We start from the raw sequence: 24,151 nt of genomic DNA, 5'->3' as shown, positions 1-24,151 counted from the left end.
TTCCCCTTCTCAGATGTCTTGTGCGACCCGGCGGATCAGAGTCCGGGACGCCGCTGGTTTGAGGCTACAAGCTTCCATGCGGTCCAGAACGGTCCGGTACTTCACCAACTGCGGTGGGGTGTCAAGGAATGCGGAACCGTGATCCGTGTCGAGTTGAACGGTGTCGAGAGCCGGGATGGCTCCGGCCATGTGGTGGATGCCCTGTCCGGAACTGGGGAAGGTGCCCGCGCCGAACGGGATCACCCGGATGGTGATGTGTTCCCGTTCGCTCAAATCCAGGAGGGACTTCAGCTGCGCGCGGGCTACCTCCGGGCCGCCGAAGCCCATACGCAGGGCGGCCTCGTGGATGATCGCCGTCAGAGGAGTCGGATTCTCCCGGTAGAGCACTGCCTGCCGCTTGATCCGGTACGAGACCCGGTGCTCCACATCGGGCGGCGCGAGCGACGGGACCACGTCGCTGATGACGGCATGCGCATGGGCTCGGGTCTGGAGCAGTCCCGGCAGATGGATCACCGCTGCGGTGTGCATTCCGGTGGCGTGGTGTTCCAGTTCGGCCAGATCAAGTGTGTCGGCCGGAAGGATGTCGCGGTACTCCTCCCACCAGCCGCGCGTCCGCCCTCCGGTCATCTCGGCGAGTGCGTCGACCAAGGCCTCGTCCGTGCAGGTGTAGCTATGAGCCATGGCCCGGACCCGGTTCGCGCTCACCGCGAAGTGCCCCAGCTCGACACTGCTGACCTGCGGCTGAGAGGTACCGAGGCGCGCGGCAGCCTTGGTGACCGACAGATCCGCTTGCTCGCGGAGCCTGCGCAACTCGGCGCCAAGGCGCCGTTGCCGTACCGACGGCGGGAAAACCTTCCGAGCCATAGCGTTGCTTCACCCGTTCTGATGTATCGGCATTTTTTGCTGTGTGAATAGTAGCGTCTCGTCTACTGTGTGTAACAGGCCGCTCCAACCGGCCGCGCCACCAGGCGCCTTCGCCTCGCCATGCCCCGGCCCTACCGGGCAGGCGATCACCCTTCTTCAGACTCAGACAGGGGATTTTCATGACGAGCATGCCGACCGCATCGCCGCAAGACCCCACCCCGGAGCTGGACTTCACCCAGGAGGTGTACGAACTTGTACGCGATACCGCACCCCGGCTCTTCGCCGTCGTAGAGGAGTACCGCCCTGGCACGGACGACGCGGACGCCGTGGTCGTCGCGTGGGGCCTGGCGTACGAGAGTGGGGAGGCCGAGGTCATCCATGTCAGCGGCGGGCGCCGGTGGCGGCTGGCGTCGGCGGAGGGCATCATGCGGCATTTCCGCCGGACGGAGGACGGTACGCCCCGCCTTGTGTGGCTCGCGCCGCCCGGCGCTGACGCGGGCGCACGGGAGGGGTGCGCCGTCTGAAACGCGGGTGTGGGTGCGCGGCCGTATCCGTACTCCGCGCGCTGCCGCCGTTACGGGACGACGCTCCCCGGCGTATCCAGCCATACCTGTTCGCCGCTGCGCGTGACGCTCAGTCCGGCGCGGTCGCGTTCCGGCCGACCGCGCTCCTCCCACCGCCGGTAGGAACGTTCCACCTCGTCCCACAGGGAGCGCGGCCCGTACTGGGTGACCACGTACTCCTCGGCCCCCGGGACGTGATCGGCCGCCGCCCAGGACCTTCGGTCGTCCGCCAGGATCCAGAAGGTCGCCTCGCCGCCGCTGTCGTTGCTCCCGGTGTCCGCGTCGACCCTCAAGTGCCAGGCGTCGGGCAGGTCGAGGCCGATGAAGAACAGCGCGTCGGGGTCGCCGTCGAAGGTGAGAGGGGACAGGTCTGTACGCGACTCGACGGCCTCCTCCCGGTGGTGCAGGAAATCGGCGAGATAGCCGCGCTGCGGGCGATTCCGGCGGGTACGCATGAAGGCGGGGTATCCGGTGAAGCGGCCGTGTGCCTCGCCGTCGGCCACATCCAGCACGGCGAAGCTGTACGGGAAGAAACTTCCGCCCCAGGGTGCGACGATCCGGCCCGCAGGGGCCTGCTCGACCCAGGCGTACGGGATCTCGGGCACGGTGTACGTCGCGACGATGCGATCGTACGGTGCCCCGTCCGGCCGGCCGTACTCGCCGAGCCCGCAGACCACTTGGGGATGGAAGCCGGCCGCATCGAGGTTCTTCGCGGCTTGCCGGGCCAGTACCGGATCGAGGTCGATGCTGGTGACACGGTCCGAGCCCAGGCGGTGGGCGAGCCAGGCGGCGTTGTAGCCGGTGGCCGCTCCGAGCTCCAGGACGCGTTGCCCCTCCCGTACCTCCAGGAGTTCCAGCATCTCCAGCATGATGCTGGGCATGGAGCTGGACGAGGTCGGCAACTGGTAGGTGCCTTCGGGAGTTTCGAGGCCGTCGTTGACCTGAGTGATGATCTGAAGGTCGTCGTAGACGGCGGCGAGCCACTGCTCCGGGTTCTCGGCCCGGGAAATCATCGAACCTCCTGCCTCGATCGTGTCCGGCAGGAACAACTCACGCCGGACCGCGCCTACTGTGTCCTCCCATCCGGCGGTGACCGCCCCCTGGGCGGCCAGGATCTCCAGCAGGCGCGCCGGGGTGCTCACGTCAGGTCACTTGTCCTTCTTCTTCGGGGGGTTGGTGACCGGCTTGGTCCATCTGCCATCGCCTTCACGAGGTGACTGCTTCTTGTCGCCCTCGGAACCGCCCTTGCCATCACCGTGCGTACCCATGCATCGGCTCCTCTCTCGAAGCCTCCCGAACGCCTGTAACGTTATGCAGTATTTCATGCGCTCAACGTCACAGGAAAGTCGCTCTTTTGGGTAGGCTACGACCCCGCCCCGCCCCGCCGAGCCGTCCCCGCACGGCCGCCGCCAGGGGGGCCTCGTGGGGGGCGAGCAGCCGCAGCGCCTGGGTGCGGTGCTGCTGGGCGGTAGGCAGGACGGCGTTCAGCTCACCCAGTTCGGCGGTGCGGTTGATGAACCGGTGGATGTCACCGGGTAACTGCCGGGGCACCGGGCCCTCGCGTCCTGCCGCGCCCTCGTGTCCGGGGCCGCCACTTCCGGGTGGCGTGTGCCGGTGGAAGTGGACCCCGCCGGTGACGCTTCCGGCCTGGACGACGTCCTGGGACGTTCCCGACAGCTCGTTGTTCGAGCGATCGGGAACGTCTGACGGGCCGCTGTGCTGATCGATGACTCACTCCGGTTGCGGGACGGGCGCGGGCAGGGGAGCAATTTCACGGGAGAAGAACGAGGCGATGTCCTCGCCCGCTTCGTAAAGCGATCGGATGTAATGCTCCCAGTCATGGACCTTCCGCCGGTCGGTGAAGCGGATCGCGCCCAACGGCCGCCCGTTGTCGGTGTAAAGAATGTTGTAGAGCGTCCGGCTTCCCATCACCACGATTTCCGGAAGCTGCCGCGCCTTCTCGGAGTCTGCCACTTTGTCCGCGGTGACGATCCGTACGCGGTTCCCGCCCAGCTCGTCCTGTTGTACCAGTGAGTGCAATTCCCACTGCACATACGGTGTGATGGGATACTCCACAATACGGACCCGGTGAAATACGTACCGGCGGCGTTCGTTCTCCCGTGCCTTCGCCATGATGGCGCCCCGCCCTTCGGCGAAGAGGCGAAGCGCTTCCTGCCAGTCGCCGTGATGAAGCGCGTCCCTGCTGGGGCTGTTCTGCTCCTCGAAGTACTGCCGCCGCTCCAGCTTCCACGAGGCTCCGTCGTGGATCAGCGCCTGGCGCTCCCTGAAGTCCCGCTTGTAGTCCTTGCTGACGAGGCGCTCACCCAACTCCGGGCTGATTTTCGGTGCCCTCAGATCAAGCATCCGGAATATCCCTTTTCGCGGCGCTGAGCATATTGCCGGGGATCACGACGAGACGTTCGTCCGCCGCCAGGGAGACTCCGGCGGGGAGCTGTGACGAATAGGCCGTCGTCAGATCGCGGCCGATGACCGCGATGTCGCCGTTGTCGAGTTGCCAGATGTCCGGGCAATCGTCGTCGTCCTGTGAATGTCCGAGCTCCTGCGCCGTCCTGCCGAGGCGCCTGGCGAATAACGCGGAAGGGTCTGCTTCCCACGGACGATTCATTCCTGCCCCCGGCGAGAGTTTCAGGCGAAAAGGAATAATAAATTTTACGGGGGCCGACTACGCAAAGCAACATCGCCAGGAGGCGAGTTCTCGCCAACGTCCATCCCCCGTACTCCGTCACAGCCGTAGCGGCCGTCCCCGTCGCCTCCGTGGCTCCGGCCCTGGCTCCGGCCGCGGCTGTCGTACCGGCGTCGTAGGCTGGAGGACCCCCGGCCCGTGCGACGTGTCGGGCCCTTCGCGTTGCCCAGCGCGAGCATGCGACTCACCGCACGCACCACGTGAACCGCACCCGCCCCACCCACCACCCACCCATGGACCCGGACGGAACCCCCTTCATGAGCCTGCACGGTCTGCTCGACGCCGTCATCAAGGACGCGGCGCTCGCCGAAGCGGTGAAGGCCGCCACCGACGGTCACCGCACGCATGTCGATCTGGTCGGGCCGCCCGCCGCTCGGCCATTCGCCGTCGCCGCGCTGGCGCGCGAGGCGGGGCGGACCGTGCTGGCCGTGACCGCCACCGGGCGGGAGGCCGAGGATCTGGCCGCGGCGCTCCGGTCGCTGCTCGATCCGGACACCGTCGTGGAGTACCCGTCCTGGGAGACGCTGCCGCACGAGCGGCTGTCGCCCCGGTCCGACACCGTGGGCCGGCGGCTCGCGGTGCTGCGCCGGCTCGCGCACCCTTCGCCGGACGATCCGGCGGCCGGGCCGGTCAGCGTCGTCGTCTCGCCCGTACGGTCCGTGCTCCAGCCGCAGGTCAAGGGGCTCGGCGAGCTGGTGCCCGTCGCGCTGCGCAGCGGGCAGAGCGCCGATCTGGGGGAGGTGACCGAGGCGCTGGCCGCCGCCGCGTACGCGCGCGTCGAGCTGGTCGAGAAGCGCGGTGAGTTCGCCGTGCGCGGCGGCATCCTGGACGTCTTCCCGCCCACCGAGGAGCACCCCCTCCGCGTGGAGTTCTGGGGCGACGACGTCGAGGAGATCCGTTACTTCAAGGTCGCCGACCAGCGCTCCCTGGAGGTCGCCGAGCACGGGCTGTGGGCGCCGCCCTGCCGGGAGCTGCTGCTCACTCCCGAGGTACGGGCGCGGGCCGCCGAGCTCGCCGAGGAACACCCCGAGCTGGGCGACCTGCTGGGAAAGATCGCCGAGGGGATCGCCGTCGAGGGCATGGAGTCCCTCGCCCCGGTCCTGGTGGACGACATGGAGCTGCTGCTCGACGTCCTCCCCGCGGGCTCCATGGCGCTGGTCTGCGACCCCGAGCGGGTACGGACCAGGGCCGCCGACCTCGTCGCGACCAGCCAGGAGTTCCTGGCCGCCTCCTGGGCGGCCGGCGCGGGGGGAGGCGAGGCGCCCATCGACGTCGGTGCCGCCTCCCTGTGGTCCGTCGCGGACGTCCGGGACCACGCCCGCGAGCTGGGCATGATGTGGTGGTCCGTCTCCCCCTTCGCGGTCGACGAGGAGCTGGGTGACGAGGCCATCACGCTCGGCATGCACGCCCCCGAGTCGTACCGCGGCGACACCGCCCGCGCCCTCGCCGACACCAAGGGCTGGCTCGCGGACGGCTGGCGGACCGTCTACGTCACCGAGGGCCACGGCACGGCGGCCCGTACGGTCGAGGTCCTGGGCGGCGAGGGGATCGCCGCGCGGCTCGACACCCCGGGCGCGCGCTCGGCGGGCGGGCTCGCCGAGATCGCGCCGTCCGTCGTCCACGTGGCGTGCGGCTCGATGGACCACGGCTTCGTCGACCCGGCGCTGAAGCTCGCCGTCCTCACCGAGACCGACCTCTCCGGCCAGAAGGCGGCGGGCAAGGACGGCGCCCGCATGCCCGCCAAGCGCCGCAAGACCATCGACCCGCTGACCCTGGAGCCGGGCGACTACATCGTTCACGAGCAGCACGGCGTGGGCCGGTACGTGGAGATGGTGCAGCGTACGGTGCAGGGCGCCACCCGCGAGTATCTGCTGGTGGAGTACGCGCCGGCCAAGCGCGGCCAGCCCGGCGACCGGCTCTACATCCCGACCGACCAGCTGGAGCAGGTCACCAAGTACGTCGGCGGCGAGGCCCCGACCCTGCACCGCCTCGGCGGCGCGGACTGGACGAAGACCAAGGCGCGCGCCAAGAAGGCCGTCAAGGAGATCGCCGCCGACCTGATCAAGCTCTACTCGGCGCGGATGGCCGCCCCCGGGCACGCCTTCGGCCCGGACACCCCCTGGCAGCGCGAGCTGGAGGACGCCTTCCCGTACGTGGAGACGCCCGACCAGCTCTCCACCATCGCCGAGGTCAAGGAGGACATGGAGAAGACGGTCCCGATGGACCGGCTGATCTGCGGCGACGTCGGCTACGGCAAGACCGAGATCGCCGTACGGGCGGCCTTCAAGGCGGTCCAGGACGGCAAGCAGGTCGCGGTCCTCGTCCCCACGACCCTGCTGGTGCAGCAGCACTTCGGGACGTTCTCCGAGCGGTACGCGCAGTTCCCCGTCTCCGTGAAGGCGCTCTCCCGTTTCCAGTCGGACGCGGAGGCGAAGGCGACGCTCCAGGGACTGCGGGAGGGCGCGGTCGACATCGTCATCGGCACGCACCGGCTCTTCTCCTCCGAGACCAAGTTCAAGGACCTCGGCCTGGTCATCGTGGACGAGGAGCAGCGCTTCGGCGTGGAGCACAAGGAGCAGCTCAAGAAGCTCCGCGCCAATGTCGACGTGCTCACCATGTCCGCGACCCCCATCCCCCGCACGCTGGAGATGGCCGTCACCGGCATCCGGGAGATGTCGACGATCACCACGCCGCCGGAGGAGCGGCATCCGGTGCTCACGTTCGTCGGACCGTACGAACAGAAGCAGATCGGCGCGGCCGTACGGCGCGAGCTGCTCCGCGAGGGCCAGGTCTTCTACATCCACAACCGGGTCGAGTCGATCGACCGCGCGGCGGCGAAGCTGCGCGAGATCGTCCCCGAGGCGCGGATCGCGACGGCGCACGGGCAGATGGGCGAGGCTGCCCTGGAGCAGGTCGTCGTGGACTTCTGGGAGAAGAAGTTCGACGTGCTGGTCTCCACGACCATCGTCGAGTCCGGCATCGACATCTCGAACGCCAACACCCTGATCGTGGAGCGCGGCGACAACTTCGGCCTCTCGCAGCTCCACCAGCTCCGCGGCCGGGTCGGGCGCGGGCGCGAGCGCGGTTACTCGTACTTCCTCTACCCGCCGGAGAAGCCGCTCACGGAGACCGCGCACGAGCGCCTGGCGACCATCGCCCAGCACACGGAGATGGGCGCGGGCATGTATGTGGCGATGAAGGACCTGGAGATCCGCGGCGCGGGCAATCTCCTGGGCGGCGAGCAGTCCGGCCATATCGCGGGCGTCGGCTTCGACCTGTACGTACGGATGGTGGGCGAGGCGGTCGCGGACTACCGGGCGGCGCTGGACGGCGGGGAACAGGAGGAGCCCCCGCTGGAGGTCAAGATCGAACTCCCGGTGGACGCGCACGTCCCGCACGACTACGCCCCGGGCGAGCGGCTGCGCCTCCAGGCGTACCGCGCGATCGCCTCCGCGAACACGGAGGCCGACATCACCGCCGTACGGGAGGAGCTCACCGACCGTTACGGCAAGCTGCCGGAGCCGGTGGAGAACCTGCTGCTGGTGGCGGGGCTGCGGATGCTGGCGCGGGCGTGCGGGGTGGGCGAGATCGTGCTCCAGGGCTCCAACATCCGGTTCGCCCCGGTGGAGTTGCGGGAGTCGCAGGAGCTGCGCCTGAAGCGGCTGTACCCCCGTACGGTCATCAAGCCGGCCGTCCACCAGATCCTGGTCCCGCGCCCGACGACGGGCAAGATCGGCGGGAAGCCGACGGTGGGGCGGGAACTGCTGGCGTGGACGGGGGAGTTCCTGACGACGATCCTGGGCTGAGACCGGGTCTCTCACCTGCGCCGGGCCACCGGTCGCCGGGACTTTTCCACAGGCTCCCGCGCACCGGCCGCCGGACTTGTCCACAGGCCCGGCGGCCGGTCCGCCGCCGGTGACAGACTCCGTTCATGACGACTTCGGAGAAGATCACCGCGTCCGACGCGGGAACGTGGCGGCTCGGCGACCTGACCGTCAACCGGATGGGGTTCGGCGCGATGCGCCTGACGCAGCACGGAGCGGCGTTCGGGGCGGACACCACCCCGAGCGACCGCGGCCGGGCGATCGGGGTGCTGCGCCGCGCGGTGGAGCTGGGGGTGAACCACATCGACACGGCGGCGTTCTACTTCTCGCCGCTGCGCTCGGCCAATGAGCTGATCAACCGGGCGCTCGCGCCGTACCCGGAGGACCTGGTCATCACCACCAAGGTGGGGCCCGGACGGGACCACACGGGGGAGTGGGCGTGGGCCGACACGCCGGGAGAGCTGCGCGGCCAGGTCGAGGAGAACATACGTCAGCTCGGCCGGGACCACCTCGACGTGGTGAATCTGCGCACCGGGGGAAACCGCTCGATCGCGGAACTCTTCGGGGCGCTGGCCGAGTTGCGGGACGCCGGGCTCATCCGCCACCTCGGGGTCTCCAACGTGACACCGGAGCAGCTCGCCGAGGCGCGGGCGATCGCGCCGGTGGTCTGCGTGCAGAACGCGTACGGCATCGGCGCGGCGGACGGCGACGCGCTCCTGCGCCTCTGCGGTGAGCAGGGCATCGCGTTCGTGCCGTTCTTCGCGATCGCGGGCCAGGGGCGCGAGGCGGGCACGGGCGCGGCGGAGAGCGCCGAACTCCTCGCCGTCGCACGGGCGCACAACGCCTCACCCCAGCAGATCCGCCTCGCGTGGACGCTGACCCGCGGCTCTCACGTCCTGGCCATCCCGGGCACCGGCAACCCGGACCATCTGACGGCGAACGTGGCGGCGGGCGCGCTGCGCCTCACGGACGAGGAGCTGACCCTGCTGGAGGGGCTTCACCTGGGCAAGGAGGGCGACTGACGACACCGTGTCAGGCGGGCGGCGCCGCGTCGTGTCGCTCCCCGCATCCGGGAGCAGCTCGACGCGCGCAACGAGGCGCTGCGCGCCCGCACCACCCTCCCCTCGGACAGCCAGGGCCGTGCGGCCCACAGCGCTCTGGCCCTGCCCGACTACGGGCCCGTGCCCGGCTCCGTGCGCGGGCGGTACGTGAGCAGGCTGTGGAGGGCCGCGCCGGCCGTCGTGGTGAGAAGGAGCGCCATGTCGGCGAGGAACTCCAGGCCATGGGTCTCGTCCGGGGTGAGCGCGATCTGGGCGACCCACGCGACGGTCACCGCCGTGAACGCGCCGGAGATCAGCCAGTGCGCGCGGCCGCGCCGCCGGATCGCGATGACCAGGGAGGGCACGAACCCGAGGATCCCGAGGCTCACCACGGGCACGGCGGCCAGCAGGGCCCGGGGCGCGACCGCCTTCAGCGCGGTGGTGCGCGTACGAGGGGCGGGCGTCAGCAAGGCCGGTGGCGGGATGGCGGGGGCCGGGGGCGGTGTACCGGTGGCGATGGGTTCCACGGACGGATTCCTCTCGAACAGGTACACGGAGGGAGAAGCCGCACGATACCTCTGCCCCGGCGCGGCCGGCCCGAACCGCGCGCCTCCCGCCGTAGCCCCCGGGAGCCCTCCGAATATCCTGACGCTCCGTCATATCCGCACGTGGGGAGCGGTTCTGGCGCCCCGGAGACGTTAAGGTTCCCAGGTGAGCAGAGTTGACGAACACATAGCAAGAACCTTTCTCCGCGGCGGCGCCCTCGCCCTCTCCGTCCTCGCGCTGGCGGGCTGCGCGGAGGAGCCCGAGTCCGGTGCCAAGCCGTCCGCGTCCGCGTCCGAGTCGGCGACATCGGGCGCGGGCGGTACGGCCGGCAGCGGCGGCGGCAGCGCCGACGCCGGGGAGTTCGGGGTCAGCCCGCTGGCCAACGACGACGGTACGAAGCCGGGGCTGGCACCGCTCACCTCCGACGCCGACAAGGAGACCGGCCTGAAGGTCATCGAGGAGGTGACCACCAAGAGCCGCGGCTCCAGCTCCGGCTACGACCGGAAGAAGTTCGGCTACGCCTGGATGGACACGGCGGACGGCGTGCCGCTGGCCGGCAACGGCTGCGACACCCGGAACGACCTGCTGGCCAGGGACGGGAAGGACCTCAAGTACCGCTCGGGGTCCGACTGCATCGTCATCTCGATGAACCTGAACGACCCGTACACGGGCAAGGAGATCGAGTGGCGCAAGGAGGCGGCGGCCAAGGTCCAGATAGACCATGTGATACCGCTCTCGTACGGCTGGCAGATGGGCGCGTCCACGTGGGACGAGGCCAAGCGGAAGCAGCTCGCCAACGATCCGCTCAACCTCGTCCCGGTGGACGGCCCCACCAACGGCTCCAAGAGCGACTCGGGGCCGGCGTCCTGGCTCCCGCCGAGCGAGGAGATCCGCTGCTCCTACGCCGTACGGTTCGCGCAGGTCGCCCTCAAGTACGAGCTGCCGGTGACCACGGCGGACAAGACCACCATGCGGGAGCAGTGCGAGGCCTGATGTCCGCGCGCCGCGGCCGGCTCTGAGAGGGGGCGGCGGAGGGGACGGACCGGTGCCGGAGGTGCGGGGCCGTGGTCAGGCGCGGGCCCGCAGGAAGGCCGACGTGGAGACCTGTCCCAGCATCTCCAGCCGCGAGTCGCCGCCCGCCAGGTGCTTCTCGGTGGCCTCCTGGACGCCCTGCCAGCGGGCGTCGCCGAAGTCGTCCAGGACGACGATCCCGCCCGGCGCCACGATGTCCTCGACCCACTCCAGGTCGGCGAGGACGCCCTCGGCGGAGTGGTCGCCGTCCACGATGATCACGCCGTACTTGCGGTCGGAGACCGCTTCCCGGACCTCCGGGTCGCCCGAGAAGCCCTGGTGCACCCGCGCCTCGGCGCCCGGCTTGCCGCCCAGCGCGAGGTTGGCGCGTACGACGTCCATCCGCACCGGCGTCCCCGTCGGGTCGGCGCCCTCCTTCGTGCCCGGCTGGAGCTGGCTGCCCACGAGCGGGTCCACGATGGTCAGCCGGGCCTCGGTGCCGGCGCGGTGCAGCATCCGGACCAGCGAGGCCGAGAACAGGCCGTACAGCGTGCCGATCTCCAGGACGTCCTCGTTCGGCGGGTCGAGCAGCGGCACCGTGGCGAGCTTGCCGCACACGTTCGACGTGGATCCGGCGAGCCGGCCCAGGGCCAGCGACTCCAGGGCGATCAGCTGGCGGAAGGCGACCGTGACGTTGCGGCGCGCGCTCCCGGCGTCCTCCCCGGTCACCTGCGCGATCTGGCGTACGAGGCCGTCGATCTGGCCGCGGGTGGGCAGCCGGGGCCCGCTGCGTCCCGTCTTGTCGAACAGCAGGCTGATCGCGTACTGCTCTCCGCGCAGTTCCGCGATCTGACGCTTGAGCGTGTCGATATCGGAACGCAGTGGCCCCTGGGACCGCCGGGTGCGCTGGTCGATGAGGGTGGCGGCCGGACGGAGGATCCGCTTCGCCAGCCGGTTGCTGAGGAGAGAAGACATGCGCCGGAAACTACGCCTCGTCAGCACGGGGCGGACCACACTTCGGTGCTCACTGGGTGAAGGGTTGGTGTCGGGGAGGCGACGCGGACAAGTGGATCGTCGGTGATGCGTTCGTCACGGGGCGGGGACCCCCGCTGTGACACACTCCTGAGGGTGGTCACCGCGCTGTCCGGGGGTACGGAGGGTGACGCCCCGAGCGGTCGTGAGGAGTGCGTACGCGGATGACGGTCCGGATCCAACTGGTGCGGTTCGCGCTCGTGGGGGCGGCGAACACGGGCACGTACTACGCCTTCTACCTGCTCCTGCTGACCCGGCTGCCGTACGTCGCCTCGCATCTCGTCGCGTCCGGGCTGAGCATGATCGGCTCGTTCTTCCTCAACAGCTGGTTCACCTACCGGACCCGCCCCACCTGGCGGAAGTTCCTGCTCTTCCCGCTCACCAACGCGGCGAACCTCGTCATCACGACGGTCGGTGTTTATCTCCTCGTCGACGTGCTGCACCTGGGCAGCCGGTACGCCCCGCTGATCGCGGCGGGCGGGGCGGTCCCGATCACCTTCCTGGTCTCGCGGGCGATCATGCTTCCCCGCGACCCGGCCCGCGACCTTCCCCGCGACCCGGCCGGTGACCCGGCGCCCGCCGGGTCACCGGGTCACGGGTCCGCGGCCGCTACGGCGCCGGCGGAGCCGGCAGGGAACGGGCGGTGAAGGCGGGCGCGCCCGAAGCGCCGTCCGCCCCGGTGCCCGGTGCCGCCTTCGCGCTGCGCGAGAAGCGCAGGTCCAGGGAGTAGACCCGGGTCTGGTTGTCCGCGTTACGGAACAGGTAGGCCCAGGTCGGCCCCGACGCGTCGGTGTACGCGAACGCGGTCGGCTCGGTGGCCGCCTGTTCGGTGCTCGGCTGCTGCCAGGGCCGCCAGACGCCCGTGCCCTGGGTGGTCTCGCCGGTCTCGTGAATGGTGCCGTCCGTACCGAGCACCAGGACCTCGGTGACCCCGCTGGTCGGGCTGATCACCGCGGTGGGCGAGCCCTTCGCGGTGACCCCGTCGATCGGGGACCACGCCTCGTACGCGCCGCCCTCGGCGGACTGGGCGGCCGTGACGACCGTCCCGTTGCCGTCGGTGGCGAAGACCCGCAGCCGGTAGCCGGGGTAGACGACGACCGCCGGGGTGCCGGTGACGCCCTGCGCGCCGAGCGCGCTCCACGCGGAGAGCGTGCCGGCCTCCTTGAACAGCGCGGTGCTCAGCACACCGGAGGCGTTCCGCCCGAAGAGCTGGATCCCGTCCCGTACGGTGACCGCCGTGAACGGGCCGGTGAAGCCCGAGCCGGCCAGCGGCATCCACCCCATGAAGTCGACGTTGGCGCGCTGCTGGATCCGGTACCAGGGCTTGCCGTCCGCGTCCGCCGCGAACTGGACGAGCAGCCCGGACGGGGTCGTCCCGGTGACGGCGTGCTGGGCCATCGCCCCGCCGAGGTTGATCCAGTTGCCCCAGTCCGCGGACGACGCGGCGGTCTGGTTGAGCTGCCAGACGCTGCCCGAGGTGTTGTGCGCGCTCAGCACGACGCGGCCGTCGGCGTGCGAGGCGAGGGACGGCTGCCCGGTGAAGGCCTCGTTGCCGGAGACCGTCGACCACTTGACGCTGTTGAAGTCGGACGGGTCGGACTGCCTGCCGTGCACCAGCCGGCCGATGTTGTCGGTGTACGCGTACTCCAGCGCGCCCGAGGAGGAGCGCATCGCGGAGCCGCGGCTGTACGGCTCCAGCGCCTGGGCCGGCGACGGCGGCGTGTGGTTGGAGTCGAGCCGGCAGGAGTCGGGGGTCGTGGACACCGAGGTGTACGCCGCCCAGCCGCTGCTCTCCACCAGCTTGTTGTAGACGGGGAAGTCCTTCGTCGTCTCGTCGTAGCGGTAGTAGCGGACCTCGCCGTTGCCCTTGACCCGGAACAGCGTGTCCCCGCCGTACGAGCTCATGAACTTGGTGTCGCTCCAGTTGGCGGCGGACACCAGGACATGGCGCTCCAGCCAGCGCTGGCTGGTGTAGTCGTAGCGGGACCGGTAGAGCTTGCCGTCGGCGGCGGCGCGGCCGAACACGACACCCCGGTCGCCGGCGTAGATCGCGTCGTAACGGTCCCAGCCCATGTCGACGATCTTGCCGCCCTCGGCGACGAAGTCGTCGGCGGCGGCGTCGTAGCGCCACCAGCGCAGCCCGCCGCTGTCGGGGGAGAACGTCCAGAGGTTCCCGCCGCGGTCCATGGTGATGTCGTCGGTCCTGGTCCCGGAACGGAACTCGCTGAAGCCGGTGCTGATCTTCTTGTGGTGCACGTCCCAGGTGGCGGTCGCGCTGATGCGGTGGCTGTAGTAGATGCCGTCCGCCTTGATCCCGTAGAACGCGCCCGCGGGACCGGCCAGCATCCTGCCGTAGCCGGACCATCCGGTGTCGATGGTGGTGGCCGTCGGCAGGGCGTTGCCGACGCCCGGTGACGGCATGTCCTGGCGGAGCAGTTTGCCGGCCGTGTCGACCGCGTAGGTCGGGCCGGTGGTGTTGCAGCTGAATGCCACGGCCGCCTGGGCCGTGCCGGGAAGGGCCCCCAGCAGGGGGAACGCGGTGACGGCTGCCATGGCGAGGGTCGTCCAACGCCCGGATCTTCGGGGCGAATTGAGAGTCATGTGCTGGACGCTAGGCGTCGCCGGGTGAACGGTGCGGTAGCGCCCACGTGAACAACAGCCTCTCGTAAGCGGCCAGTTGATGAACCTTTCGTGCCACTCTCGACATGTCCATCACAGGTTCCTCATGCTCTGGCTTGATCTTCCGCTCCGGTGGATCCTTTCGTCTCGGCTCAGTGGGGGGCCCGTGCCGGCGTACCGAAGACACGTGCGGAAATTCTTGATGGCCAGGCTGCTCCGCGGCGGCTGGGCCAAGCTGATCGCGCTGTTCGCGATCGGTTTCGTCGCCGTCGGTACGCTGACCGTGGCCGGCGTGGGCTTCCCGCTCCTCCCCGAGCCGCTGCCCGCCGCGAAGGGGCCGGGGCAGCGCTGGGGCAGCGCCGAGGGCCGGGACCACCTCGTCGTCGACGGCGCCAACCGCACCACCGGGCAGTCGCTGCGCGCCAAGTACCCCCTGGACACCCGGCCCATGAGCCGGCCCGCCCCGGGGCGCAACACCGCCTCCGTCGCGAAGGCGCCCGCGCCCGAGGCCACCGGGTTCGACCGGAGGACCAGCAAGGAGATCGTCTCCGGGCGCGACGCCCGCACCCGTACGTACGCCAACGCGGACGGCACCGAGACCACCGAGCTGTCCACCAACCCCGTCAACTACCTGGACTCCCGCGGCGACTGGCGGCCCATCGACGCCACGCTGACCGAGGCGGCCGACGGCTGGACCAACACCGCGGACTCCGTACGGGTACGCCTCGCCGACCGGGCCGACGCCCGGCGCCTCGCCGCCCTCACCCTCCCCTCCGGCGAGTCCTTCGCGTACGGCCTGGAGGGCGCGGCCCCGGCCGAGGGCAGCGCCCGCCCCACCGCCTCCACCACCGCTTCAACCTCCGCCTCCACCACCCCCACCGCCGACGGCCGCGTCGGCTACGACGACGTGCTCCCGGACACCGACCTCTGGCTGGACTCCCAGGCGGGCGGCGTCAAGGAGACCCTCGTCCTGCGCTCCGCCGACGCGCCCGCCGACTTCGTCTTCCCCTTGGAGCTGACCGGCCTCACCGCGCGCACCGGCGACGACGGCTCCGTCGTCCTCGCCGACGCCGGGGGACGTACGAAGGCGGTCATCCCCGCCGGATACATGGAGGACGGAGCCGAGGCCGTCTCCCACGCCGTCCGCTACGAACTGGTCGAGCGGGCCGGCGGCGCGAGCGCGCTGCGCGTCTCCGTCGACCGGGCGTGGCTGGCCGACCCGGCGCGCGTCTTCCCCGTCCTGGTCGACCCGTCAGTCGAGACGAACACCGCCACCACCTCGATGTACGTCACGCCCGGCGGCTCCGTCGTCGGCTCGAACGAACTGCGCGTCGGCAAGGGCCCGTCCGCCGATACGATCACGGCCTCGTACCTCGGCTTTCCCTCCCTCACCACCGAGCTGAAGAACCACAAGATCTTCGGCGCCCAGCTCCAGGTCGTGAACTACGACGCGGCCTCCTGCAAGGCGCGCCCCGTCACCGTCCACCCCGTCACCCAGGCGTGGACGGCGAGCACCGGCACCGGCACCGCCTACCCCGGCCCCTCGGTGGGCGCATCCCTGGCGTCGAAGTCCTTCGCGTACGGGTACATCCCCGTCGGCTCGTCGTCCTCGGCCTGCCCCGCCGCCGGTGAGCTGTTCGACCTCGGCAAGGGCGGCCGGGACCTGGTGCAGGGGTGGGCGGACGGCAGCCGGCCCAACCACGGTCTGTCCCTGCGCGCCTCGGCCACCGACGCGCTCGGCTTCAAGAAGTTCACCGGGCACGCCACCGCCAACCCGCCGAAGCTGTTCGTCACGCACTCCCCGTACAACGCGACGTACACCTTCCCGAAGCCGGTGCCCGACCCGCCGGTGCTCCAGAACCAGGCGGGCAAGGTCAAGGTCACCGTCACCAACAAGGGCGCCGAGACCTGGACGGCGAGCGGCTACTACCTCGCCTACCGGGCCTTCGACTCCAAGGGCAAGCTCGTCACGCAGCAGCGCGCCGCCAACGTCACCGGCCAGGTCGCCAACGGCGGCCGGATCACCTTCGACGCGACGATCAAGGCGCTGCCGCCCGGCACCTACATGCTCGACTTCACGATGGTCCGCACCGGCGGCAAGGTCTTCACCGACGAGCAGGTGGCGCCCGGCCGGCTCGTCCTCCAGGTCTTCGACATCGCGCCCGTGGTGAAGGAGCAGTTCCCGCCCAACGGCTACCAGGCACAGACCCTCACCCCGCAGCTCTGGGCGAGCGGGGTCGACGTGGACGCGCCGCCCGGCTCCTCGCTCCAGTACAAGTTCGAGATCTGCACCGCCGACAAGGACGGCAAGCCGACCGCCTGCACGACCTCCGCGTACCAGACGGGCTCCGCCTACACCGTGCCCGCCGGGCGGCTGACCTGGGGCACCACCTACCTGTGGCGCGGCTTCGTCAAGGACGCGTCGAACGAGGTGCCGACCGCGCAGGTCGCGCTGGTCGCCGCCGTGCCGCAGCCCGAGATCACCTCGCGGCTCTCCGAGGCGCAGGGCAAGGAGTTCGACCCGAACGCCGGTAACTTCACCACCGCCGCCGTCGACGCCTCCGTGGCCGGGACGGGCCCGGACCTGACGCTCGTACGGACGTACAACAGCCTGGACCCGCGGCGCGACGCCGCCTTCGGCGCGGGCTGGTCGACGCGGTACGACATGCGGCTCACCCCCGACGGCGACGGCACGGGCAATGTCGTCGTCCGCTACCCGGACGGCCAGGACGTCCGCTTCGGCAGGAACGCCGACGGTACGTTCGCGCCGCCGCCCGGCCGGTTCGCCAAGCTGACCACGGACGCCACCGCCGGAACGTTCCGGCTCCAGGACAAGTCCGGCACGGTGTACGACTTCAGCTCCGCCGGGCTCCTGGTCAAGATCACCGACCCGTTCTCCACCGCCGTCACCTACACCTACTCGGGCGGGAAGCTGTCGACGGCCGTCAACGCCCGCACCGGCCGCTCCCTCACCTTCACCTGGACCGGCGCCCACGTCACCAAGGTCGCCACCAACGCCGTCGACGGATCGGCCCTGAGCTGGACGTACACCTACACCGGGGACCGGCTGGACACCGCGTGCGACCCGGCGGGCGGCTGCACCCGGTACGGCTACGGCACCGGCAGCCACTACCGCACCACCGTCCTCGACGCCCGCCCCGAGTCGTACTGGCGGCTCGGCGAGGCGGAGGGCACCGCCGCGAACAGCGCCGTCGAGGTCAACCTCGGCAAGGACCGCGGCACCTACACCGACGTCACGCTCGGCGCGGCGGGCGGCATCGCCGGCGACCCCGGCACGGCCGCGGGCTTCAACGGCACCACCTCCCGCGTCGACCTGCCCTCGGGCACCCTCAAGAAGAGCCGGGACGCGGCGGTCGAGGTCTGGTTCAAGACCATCGCGTCCGGTGTCGGCGGACCCCTCGTCGGCTACCAGAACAAGGCATGGGGCACCGCGCCGACCAGCGGCGCGCCCCTGCTCTACGTCGGTACGGACGGCAAGCTGCGCGGCCAGTTCTGGACCGGCACCGCCGCCCCCATCACCGACATCACCAAGAACGTCAACGACGGGAACTGGCACCACGCGGTGCTCTCCGTCTCCGGCTCCACCCAGAGCCTCTACCTGGACGGCAAGCTCTCCGGCACCCTCACCGGACAGCTGAGCCAGAACGACCTGACGTACAACCAGATCGGCGCGGCCCGCCCCGCCTCCCCGGCCTCCTGGCCGGGCTGGGGCGCCACCGCCGCCAAGTCCTTCGCCGGGAGCATCGACGAGGTCGCCGTCTACCACCACCCGCTGGGCGCGGCGGCCGTCTCCGGCCACTACCGCGAGGGCGGACGGGCGGCGGAACCGCTGACCTCGACGACCCTGCCGTCCGGCCGGACCGCCGCCGAGATCCAGTACGACGCCTCCCGCGACCGGGTCGAGGAGTACACCGACCGCAACGGCGGCACCTGGAAGATCGGCACCCCCGCGGTCTTCGGCAACGACCGGGAGCTGCGGCGCACCGTCGAGGTCCACGACCCGCTGGACGCCCCGTACTTCTACGAGTACGACGGCCTGACCTCGCGGATGCTGCGCTACGGCGAGCCGATGGCCCTCGGCGTCCGCGAATCCGGCACGCCGTCCGGGACCGATCCGCCGGAGCCGCCGGGGCAGATCTGCACCGAGCCCGACCCGGGCGACCCGGCGTTCTGCACCAATCCGCCCGGCGACGGCGGCAGCGAACCCGACTTCATCCGGCACCCCGCCGACGGCGTGGCCATCCGGACGTTCGGCTACGACGACAAGGGCTTCCAGACCCGGATCACCAACGAGAACGGGGACAGCGTCGCCCTGGGGTACGACGACCGCGGCAACGTGGTCCGCCGGACCACCTGCCGGAGCAAGGACGACTGCCAGACCTCGTACACCACCTACCCGGTGGCGTCCGGCGACTTCGACCTGCGGGCCGACCAGCCGTCCGAGACCCGCGACGGCCGCTCCAGCGGCCCGACGGACAACACGTACCGCACCCAGTACCAGTACAACGACAAGGGCGCGCTGCTCAGCCAGACCGCGCCCGACGGCGGCTCCGTCCGCCACACGTACACCACCGGCGCCGAACCGGCCGTCGACGGCGGCAACACGGCGACCGGGCTGCCGCTGACCACCACCGACCCGCTCGGCAAGATCACCCGCTACCGGTACTTCAAGAGCGGCGACCTGGCCCAACTGACCGAACCCTCCGGCCAGATCACCAAGTACACGTACGACACGCTGGGCCGCAAGCTCACCGAGACGACCGTCTCGGACGCCCAGCCGGCCGGGGTCACCACGACCTTCACCTACGACAAGCTCTCCCGGGTCACCACCGTCACCGACCCCGCCGCGACCAACGCCGTCACCCTCGGCAAGCACCAGCAGCGGACCACCTCCGCCTACGACGCCGACGGCAACGTGCTGCGCACCGAGGTCGGCGACCTGCTCGGCGGCGACACCACCCGCGTGATGACCTTCGCCCTCGACGACCGGGGCCGGCCCGAGACGGTCACCGACGCCGAGGGCAGCGAGACCTCGTACACCTACGACGTCCTCGGCAACCGGACCTCCATGGTCGACGCCAACGGCAACCACTTCGACTACCTGTTCACCGCACGCAACATGGCGGCGGAGACCAGGCTGCGCGACTGGGAGGACGACGGCGGGGACGACGACGCCACCGTCCTGGAGTCGTTCGCGTACGACATGGCCGGACGCGTCGCCAGGAACACCGACTCGATGGGCCGCACCGTCGCCTACGACTACTACGGCGACGACCTGATCAAGTCCGTCACTCTCAAGGACTTCCACAACCCCGACGGCACCAAGCGGGATGTCGTCGTCGAGGCCAACACCTACGACGGCGCGGGCAACGTCCTCACCGAGACGGCGGGCAACGGCAAGCTCGTCACGCAGTACACCTACGACGCGGTCGGCCGGACGAAGTCCACGGTCACCGACCCGAGCGGGGTGGGCCGCCGCACCACCCTCACCTACGACCTCGCGGGCAACGTGAAGACGTCCGCTTCCTCGGGGCTCGCGTCCAACGTGCCGTGGCCGGTGAGCGTCAACCCGGAGACCGTCAGCTACCTGTACGACGACGCGGGCAACGCCGTCCAGGAGACCGTCGAGAACGGCGCCGCCTCGCGCACCACGAAGTACGCGTACGACCAGCGCGGGCTGACCACCTCACAGACCGACCCGGGCGGCCGCACGACGGAGTTCCTCTACGACGAGCTGGGCCGGCCGCTCGCCACCAAGGCGCCCGAGGTCACCACGGAGTCCAACGGCTCGGCCCCGGCCAAGACCCGGCCCACGAGCTGGACCGGGTACGACACCTTCGGCGCGGCGACCGAGTCCGTGGACGCCCTCGGCAACACCAACCGCTCCACGTACGACCGGCTCGGCCGGCTGCTCACCACCACCGCGCCCGCCTACACGGCGCCCGGCAGCGGCACGCCGGTCACCCCGACCGTCACCAACACCTATGACGCGCTGGGCAATGTGACCGAGTCGACCGACCCGCTCGGCCGGATCACCCGCTACACCTACGACCGGCAGAACCGGCTCATGACCCGGGACGAGCCGACCGGCTCCGGCCCCGGCGACGACCGGGCCCGCTGGTCGTACACGTACACCCGCACCGGCGAGGTCCTCTCGGTCACCGACCCGAACGGGGCGCGCGCCGAGACGACGTACGACGACATGGACCGGCCGGTCACCACGACCCAGCTCGAACGCGCCCCGGAGCCCGGCTCCTTCACCACCCGCAACGAGTACGACGACGCGGGCAACGTGGTGCGGCAGACCGCGCCGGGCGGCGGCGTCAGCCAGTTCGGCTACGACGGGATCGGCCAGCTCACCCGGCTCACGGACCCGGCGGGGGTGGTCACCCAGTTCGGGTACGACATCGCCGGGCGCGAGGTGCGCCGCAGCGACGGCGCGGGCCGGACCTCCTCGAAGCTGTACGACGGGCTCGGCCAGCTCGTCAGGGACGCCGACCTGGACGCGTCCCACAGCGAGCTGCGCAAGGTCGGTTACGGCTACGACCAGGCGGGCAACCTGATCAGCGCGACCGACGCGCAGGGCCGCAGCACGACGTACGCCTATGACGCGCTGGACCGGCTGACCAGCCAGACCGAGCCGGTCTCCGACACGAAGTCGATCACCACGTCCTTCGGCTACGACGCCCTCGGCAACCGCACCCGCTACACCGACGGGCGCGGCAACAGCACCGTCTACACGGTCAACACGCTCGGGCTGCCCGAATCCTTCGTGGAGCCGTCGACCGCGCGCGACCCGGCGCTCGCCGACCGCACCTGGACGACGGCGTACGACGCGACCGGCCAGGCCGTACGGGTCACCGCGCCCGGCGGCGTCACCCGGGAGCGGGAGTACGACAAGGCGGGGAACCTGCTCCGCGAGAGCGGCGCGGGCGCCGAGGCCGCCACGGCGGAGAAGCGCTACGGCTACGACCCGGCGGGCCGCCTCACCAAGGCGTCGTCCCCGAAGGGCGACAACACCTACTCCTACAACGACCGGGGCCTGCTCCTGAAGGCGACCGGCCCCTCGGGCGAAGCCTCGTACACGTACAACAGCGACGGCCTGCTGACCGGCCGTACCGACGCCGCGGGCACCGCGTCCTTCACCTACGCGCGGCAGCAACTGGCCTCGGCGAAGGACCCGCTGACCGGGGTGGAGCAGAGCTACGGCTACGACGGCTCGGGCGCGGTGGACCGCGTCGACTACGGCGCGGGCCAGTCGCGCGCGTACACCTACGACGATCTGGGCCGGCTCGACACCGACACGGTGAAGAGCAGCGGCGGCGCGACCGTCGCGTCCGCCGACTACGACTACGACAACGACGACCGCCTCACCGGCAAGACCACCACCGGCACGGCCAATGCGGGCAGGAACACCTACGGCTACGACCAGGCGGGCCGCCTCACGTCCTGGACGGCGGACGGCAACACCACCGACTACGCCTGGGACGACAGCGGCAACCGGGTCAAGAACGGCACCAAGAGCGCCACGTTCGACGAACGCAACCGCCTCCAGACCGACGGCGACTACACCTACGACTACACGGCGCGCGGCACCCTCGCCTCCCGCACCAGCTCCGGCCTGACGGAAGAATTCACCTTCGACGCCTTCGACCGCATGACCAAGGGCGGCGAGTCCGGGACGGCGTACACCTACGACGCGCTCGACCGGGTCGCGTCCCGTGACGGCACCGACTTCACCTACGCGGGCTTCGCACCCGACCCGGTGAAGGACAACTCGGCGACCTACGGCCGGGGCGCGGCGGACGAACTGCTCTCGGTCGCCGAGGGCGGCCCGGCGCAGCTGTCGGTCACCGACCAGCACGGCGACGTGGTCGGCGGCATGTCCCCGACGAACGGCGCGTCGGCGTCCCTGGCCTCCTCGACGGCGTACGACCCGTTCGGCCGGACCCTCGCCACCTCGGCGGCGGAACCGCCGGGCAGCGCGGGCTTCCAGGGCGACTGGACCGACCCGGAGACCGACCAGGTCAACATGGGCGCGCGCTGGTACGACCCGGGCACGGGCACCTTCGACTCGCGGGACGCCTACACGTACGCGGCGGGCGCGTCGATCCTCGCCAACCGGTACGCGTACGGGGCGGGCGCGCCGCTGGACTTCACCGATCCCGATGGCAACTGGCCGAGCTGCGGCTGGTGCAAGAAGGTCTACAACAAGGTCAAGAACAGCAAGGCCGTCCGTACGGTGACCAAGGCGGCCAAGACGGTGTGGAAGGCCGCGGTCTACACCGTGCGCCATCCGCTCTCCGCGCTGAAGATCGCCACGAAGGCGCTGGGCCGCGCCGCGAGCTGGGTCTATCAGAAGTCCGGGCTCAAGACGGTCGTCAACGCGGTGGCGAGCGCCACCCGATGGGTCGGCAACAAGATCAGCGCGGCAGCGAAGAGCAGCGGCGAATGGCTCAGGGAGAAAGCCGCCGAGGCCCAGCGCCAGTACCGCGCGGCCCGCGCGGCGATCACCCGCAAGGCCAAGTCGGCGGCGGCGTACGTGGCCCGGCACAACCCGATCCCGGACATCGTCGCGGCGGCGAAACCCCTGATGGCGGTGGCCGCGGCGATCGTCACGGCCAATCCCAACCTCCCGGCGATCATCGTCTCGGCGACCCGTGACGTCATCGCGGACGTCGCCAAGGTCACGAACGCGATCCGGGACGCGGCGGTCGAGCAGATGGGCAACGTCGTCGAGACCGTCTCGGCGGCCGTCGACTACGCGATCGACATCGCCCCCGCGGTCTGGGACGGGGTGAAGACGGTCGGCAATGTCGTCGGCGAGGTCACCGGCTTCAACGACATCAAGAACTGCGTCACCAAGGGCGACATGGAGGCCTGCGCCTGGGCCGTCGCCACGGTGGGCGGCCTGGCCCTGGGCGGCGTGGGCGCGGGCGCGGTCCGGGCGGCGAAGGCCGGCCGGATGGGCATGAAGGCGATGAAGTACGCGGACGACATCGCCAAGGCCGGCCAGCGACTCGAAAAGGCCTCGGACACCCTCGACAAGGCCGAGACGGCCGTCTCCTGCGCGACGACGGCAGCGGCCCTGGCCGGCAACAGCTTCCTGCCCGGCACGGACGTGGTGATGGCCGACGGCACCCGTAAACCGATCGAGCAGGTCAAGACCGGCGACGAGGTCAGGGCCACGGACCCGACGACGGGCCGGACCTCCGCGCAGAAGGTCACCGCGACGATCGAGGGCAAGGGCCTGAAGAAGCTGGTCGAGATCACGGTTGACACGGACGGCGCCAAGGGCGACGCCACCGACACGATCACGGCCACGGAGGGCCACTCCTTCTGGGTGCCCGACCTGAAGAAGTGGCAGAAGGCCGGCGAACTGAAGCCGGGCCAGTGGCTCAGCACCGGCGCCGGCAGCTGGGTACAGGTCGACGCGGTCCAGGGATGGACGCAGCAGGCGGCGGTCTACAACCTGAGCGTCGACCGGGCGCACACGTACTACGTGCTGGCGGGGGCCAAGCCGGTACTCGTCCACAACTGTGACGAGAGCAAGTGGACGCCGGACGAGAACTACTCACCCGATGCCATCGAAGGGCGAAGCGCGCAATGGGCTGCGCAGGCAGGTCTGACCAAGAAGCACGACCGGCTCGCCCGTGCCGTGGCGTCGGACCCGTCCTATCCCCAGCGGGTCACAAGTAAAGGGCTCGACTTCTTCCGGAACGAGGGAAACGCCAAGGGATGGGGTGACTGGAAGGACTCGCCCATCTTCGATATGGAACACCTCGGTGAGTACAATCAGGTGCGAGTGATGGTTCACAAAAACACGGGAGAGATGGCCTGGTTCCCGTTGAAGAAGGGTGTGCACGACTACAACAATCCGCAGTACTACAAGTATGGCAAGCGTTAGTTGCTGCTTCGAGTGGCAAA

The 24,151-nt window shown here is 70.5% G+C and carries 14 protein-coding genes; 6 read left to right on the top strand and 8 right to left on the bottom strand.

Annotated features, from left to right (window positions below):
• Positions 1–9: 9 nt before the first annotated feature.
• Positions 10–864, bottom strand: a complete 855-nt coding sequence (locus ACFXKG_RS26430; RefSeq protein ID WP_384843896.1) for a helix-turn-helix domain-containing protein — start codon at positions 862–864, stop codon at positions 10–12.
• Positions 865–1,043: 179 nt separating this feature from the next.
• On the opposite strand from ACFXKG_RS26430, the gene ACFXKG_RS26425 reads away from it, so the two are divergent.
• On the top strand, positions 1,044–1,388 hold the full coding sequence (locus ACFXKG_RS26425) for a hypothetical protein (RefSeq protein WP_384843893.1): 345 nt from the start codon (positions 1,044–1,046) through the stop codon (positions 1,386–1,388).
• A 50-nt stretch (positions 1,389–1,438) separates the two neighbouring features.
• On the opposite strand, the gene ACFXKG_RS26420 is transcribed toward ACFXKG_RS26425, so the two are convergent.
• The 4 genes from ACFXKG_RS26420 to ACFXKG_RS26405 form a co-directional block, all read right to left on the bottom strand.
• Complete coding sequence (locus tag ACFXKG_RS26420; RefSeq protein WP_384843890.1) at positions 1,439–2,569, bottom strand: methyltransferase domain-containing protein; 1,131 nt, start codon at positions 2,567–2,569, stop codon at positions 1,439–1,441.
• 193 nt (positions 2,570–2,762) lie between these two features.
• A complete protein-coding gene (locus ACFXKG_RS26415; RefSeq protein ID WP_384843887.1) occupies positions 2,763–2,978 on the bottom strand; it encodes a hypothetical protein in 216 nt (71 codons plus the stop codon).
• 180 nt (positions 2,979–3,158) lie between these two features.
• Complete coding sequence (locus ACFXKG_RS26410) at positions 3,159–3,791, bottom strand: DUF6879 family protein (RefSeq protein ID WP_384843884.1); 633 nt, start codon at positions 3,789–3,791, stop codon at positions 3,159–3,161.
• The gene (locus ACFXKG_RS26405; protein WP_384843880.1) at positions 3,784–4,053 is read right to left on the bottom strand and encodes a hypothetical protein; all 270 of its coding nucleotides are present in this window, start codon (positions 4,051–4,053) and stop codon (positions 3,784–3,786) included. The genes ACFXKG_RS26410 and ACFXKG_RS26405 overlap by 8 nt, the downstream gene beginning before the upstream one ends.
• Positions 4,054–4,388: 335 nt before the next feature.
• Between ACFXKG_RS26405 and mfd the strand changes: the two genes are divergently transcribed.
• Together mfd and ACFXKG_RS26395 are read left to right on the top strand one after the other, a co-directional pair.
• Complete coding sequence (mfd, locus tag ACFXKG_RS26400; protein WP_384843877.1) at positions 4,389–7,937, top strand: transcription-repair coupling factor; 3,549 nt, start codon at positions 4,389–4,391, stop codon at positions 7,935–7,937.
• Between the two features lie 125 nt (positions 7,938–8,062).
• On the top strand, positions 8,063–8,977 hold the full coding sequence (locus tag ACFXKG_RS26395) for an oxidoreductase (RefSeq protein ID WP_384843874.1): 915 nt from the start codon (positions 8,063–8,065) through the stop codon (positions 8,975–8,977).
• 149 nt (positions 8,978–9,126) lie between these two features.
• Here the strand turns inward: ACFXKG_RS26395 and ACFXKG_RS26390 are convergent, their stop codons facing one another.
• A complete protein-coding gene (locus ACFXKG_RS26390) occupies positions 9,127–9,522 on the bottom strand; it encodes a hypothetical protein (RefSeq protein ID WP_384843871.1) in 396 nt (131 codons plus the stop codon).
• 205 nt (positions 9,523–9,727) lie between these two features.
• Here ACFXKG_RS26390 and ACFXKG_RS26385 point away from each other — a divergent pair, with 205 nt between their 5' ends.
• The gene (locus tag ACFXKG_RS26385) at positions 9,728–10,534 is read left to right on the top strand and encodes an HNH endonuclease family protein (protein ID WP_384843942.1); all 807 of its coding nucleotides are present in this window, start codon (positions 9,728–9,730) and stop codon (positions 10,532–10,534) included.
• A gap of 75 nt (positions 10,535–10,609) precedes the next feature.
• Here the strand turns inward: ACFXKG_RS26385 and ACFXKG_RS26380 are convergent, their stop codons facing one another.
• Positions 10,610–11,527 (bottom strand): class I SAM-dependent methyltransferase, encoded by a 918-nt coding sequence (locus tag ACFXKG_RS26380; RefSeq protein WP_384843868.1) that lies wholly within the window; start codon positions 11,525–11,527, stop codon positions 10,610–10,612.
• 221 nt (positions 11,528–11,748) lie between these two features.
• Between ACFXKG_RS26380 and ACFXKG_RS26375 the strand changes: the two genes are divergently transcribed.
• Positions 11,749–12,231 (top strand): GtrA family protein, encoded by a 483-nt coding sequence (locus tag ACFXKG_RS26375; protein ID WP_384843865.1) that lies wholly within the window; start codon positions 11,749–11,751, stop codon positions 12,229–12,231.
• On the opposite strand, the gene ACFXKG_RS26370 is transcribed toward ACFXKG_RS26375, so the two are convergent.
• Positions 12,194–14,185 carry a tachylectin-related carbohydrate-binding protein gene (locus ACFXKG_RS26370; protein WP_384843862.1) on the bottom strand — a complete coding sequence of 664 codons (1,992 nt, stop codon included), beginning with the start codon at positions 14,183–14,185 and terminating at the stop codon, positions 12,194–12,196. The genes ACFXKG_RS26375 and ACFXKG_RS26370 overlap by 38 nt on opposite strands.
• Positions 14,186–14,405: 220 nt before the next feature.
• Between ACFXKG_RS26370 and ACFXKG_RS26365 the strand changes: the two genes are divergently transcribed.
• Positions 14,406–24,131 (top strand): LamG-like jellyroll fold domain-containing protein, encoded by a 9,726-nt coding sequence (locus ACFXKG_RS26365; RefSeq protein ID WP_384843859.1) that lies wholly within the window; start codon positions 14,406–14,408, stop codon positions 24,129–24,131.
• The last annotated feature ends 20 nt before the right edge of the window (positions 24,132–24,151 follow it).

The organism is Streptomyces sp. NPDC059255, assembly GCF_042752355.1.
Lineage (GTDB): Bacteria > Actinomycetota > Actinomycetes > Streptomycetales > Streptomycetaceae > Streptomyces.
The sequence above is the reverse complement of the archived record's forward strand: the minus strand, read 5'-3'. Positions and strand labels throughout refer to the sequence as shown.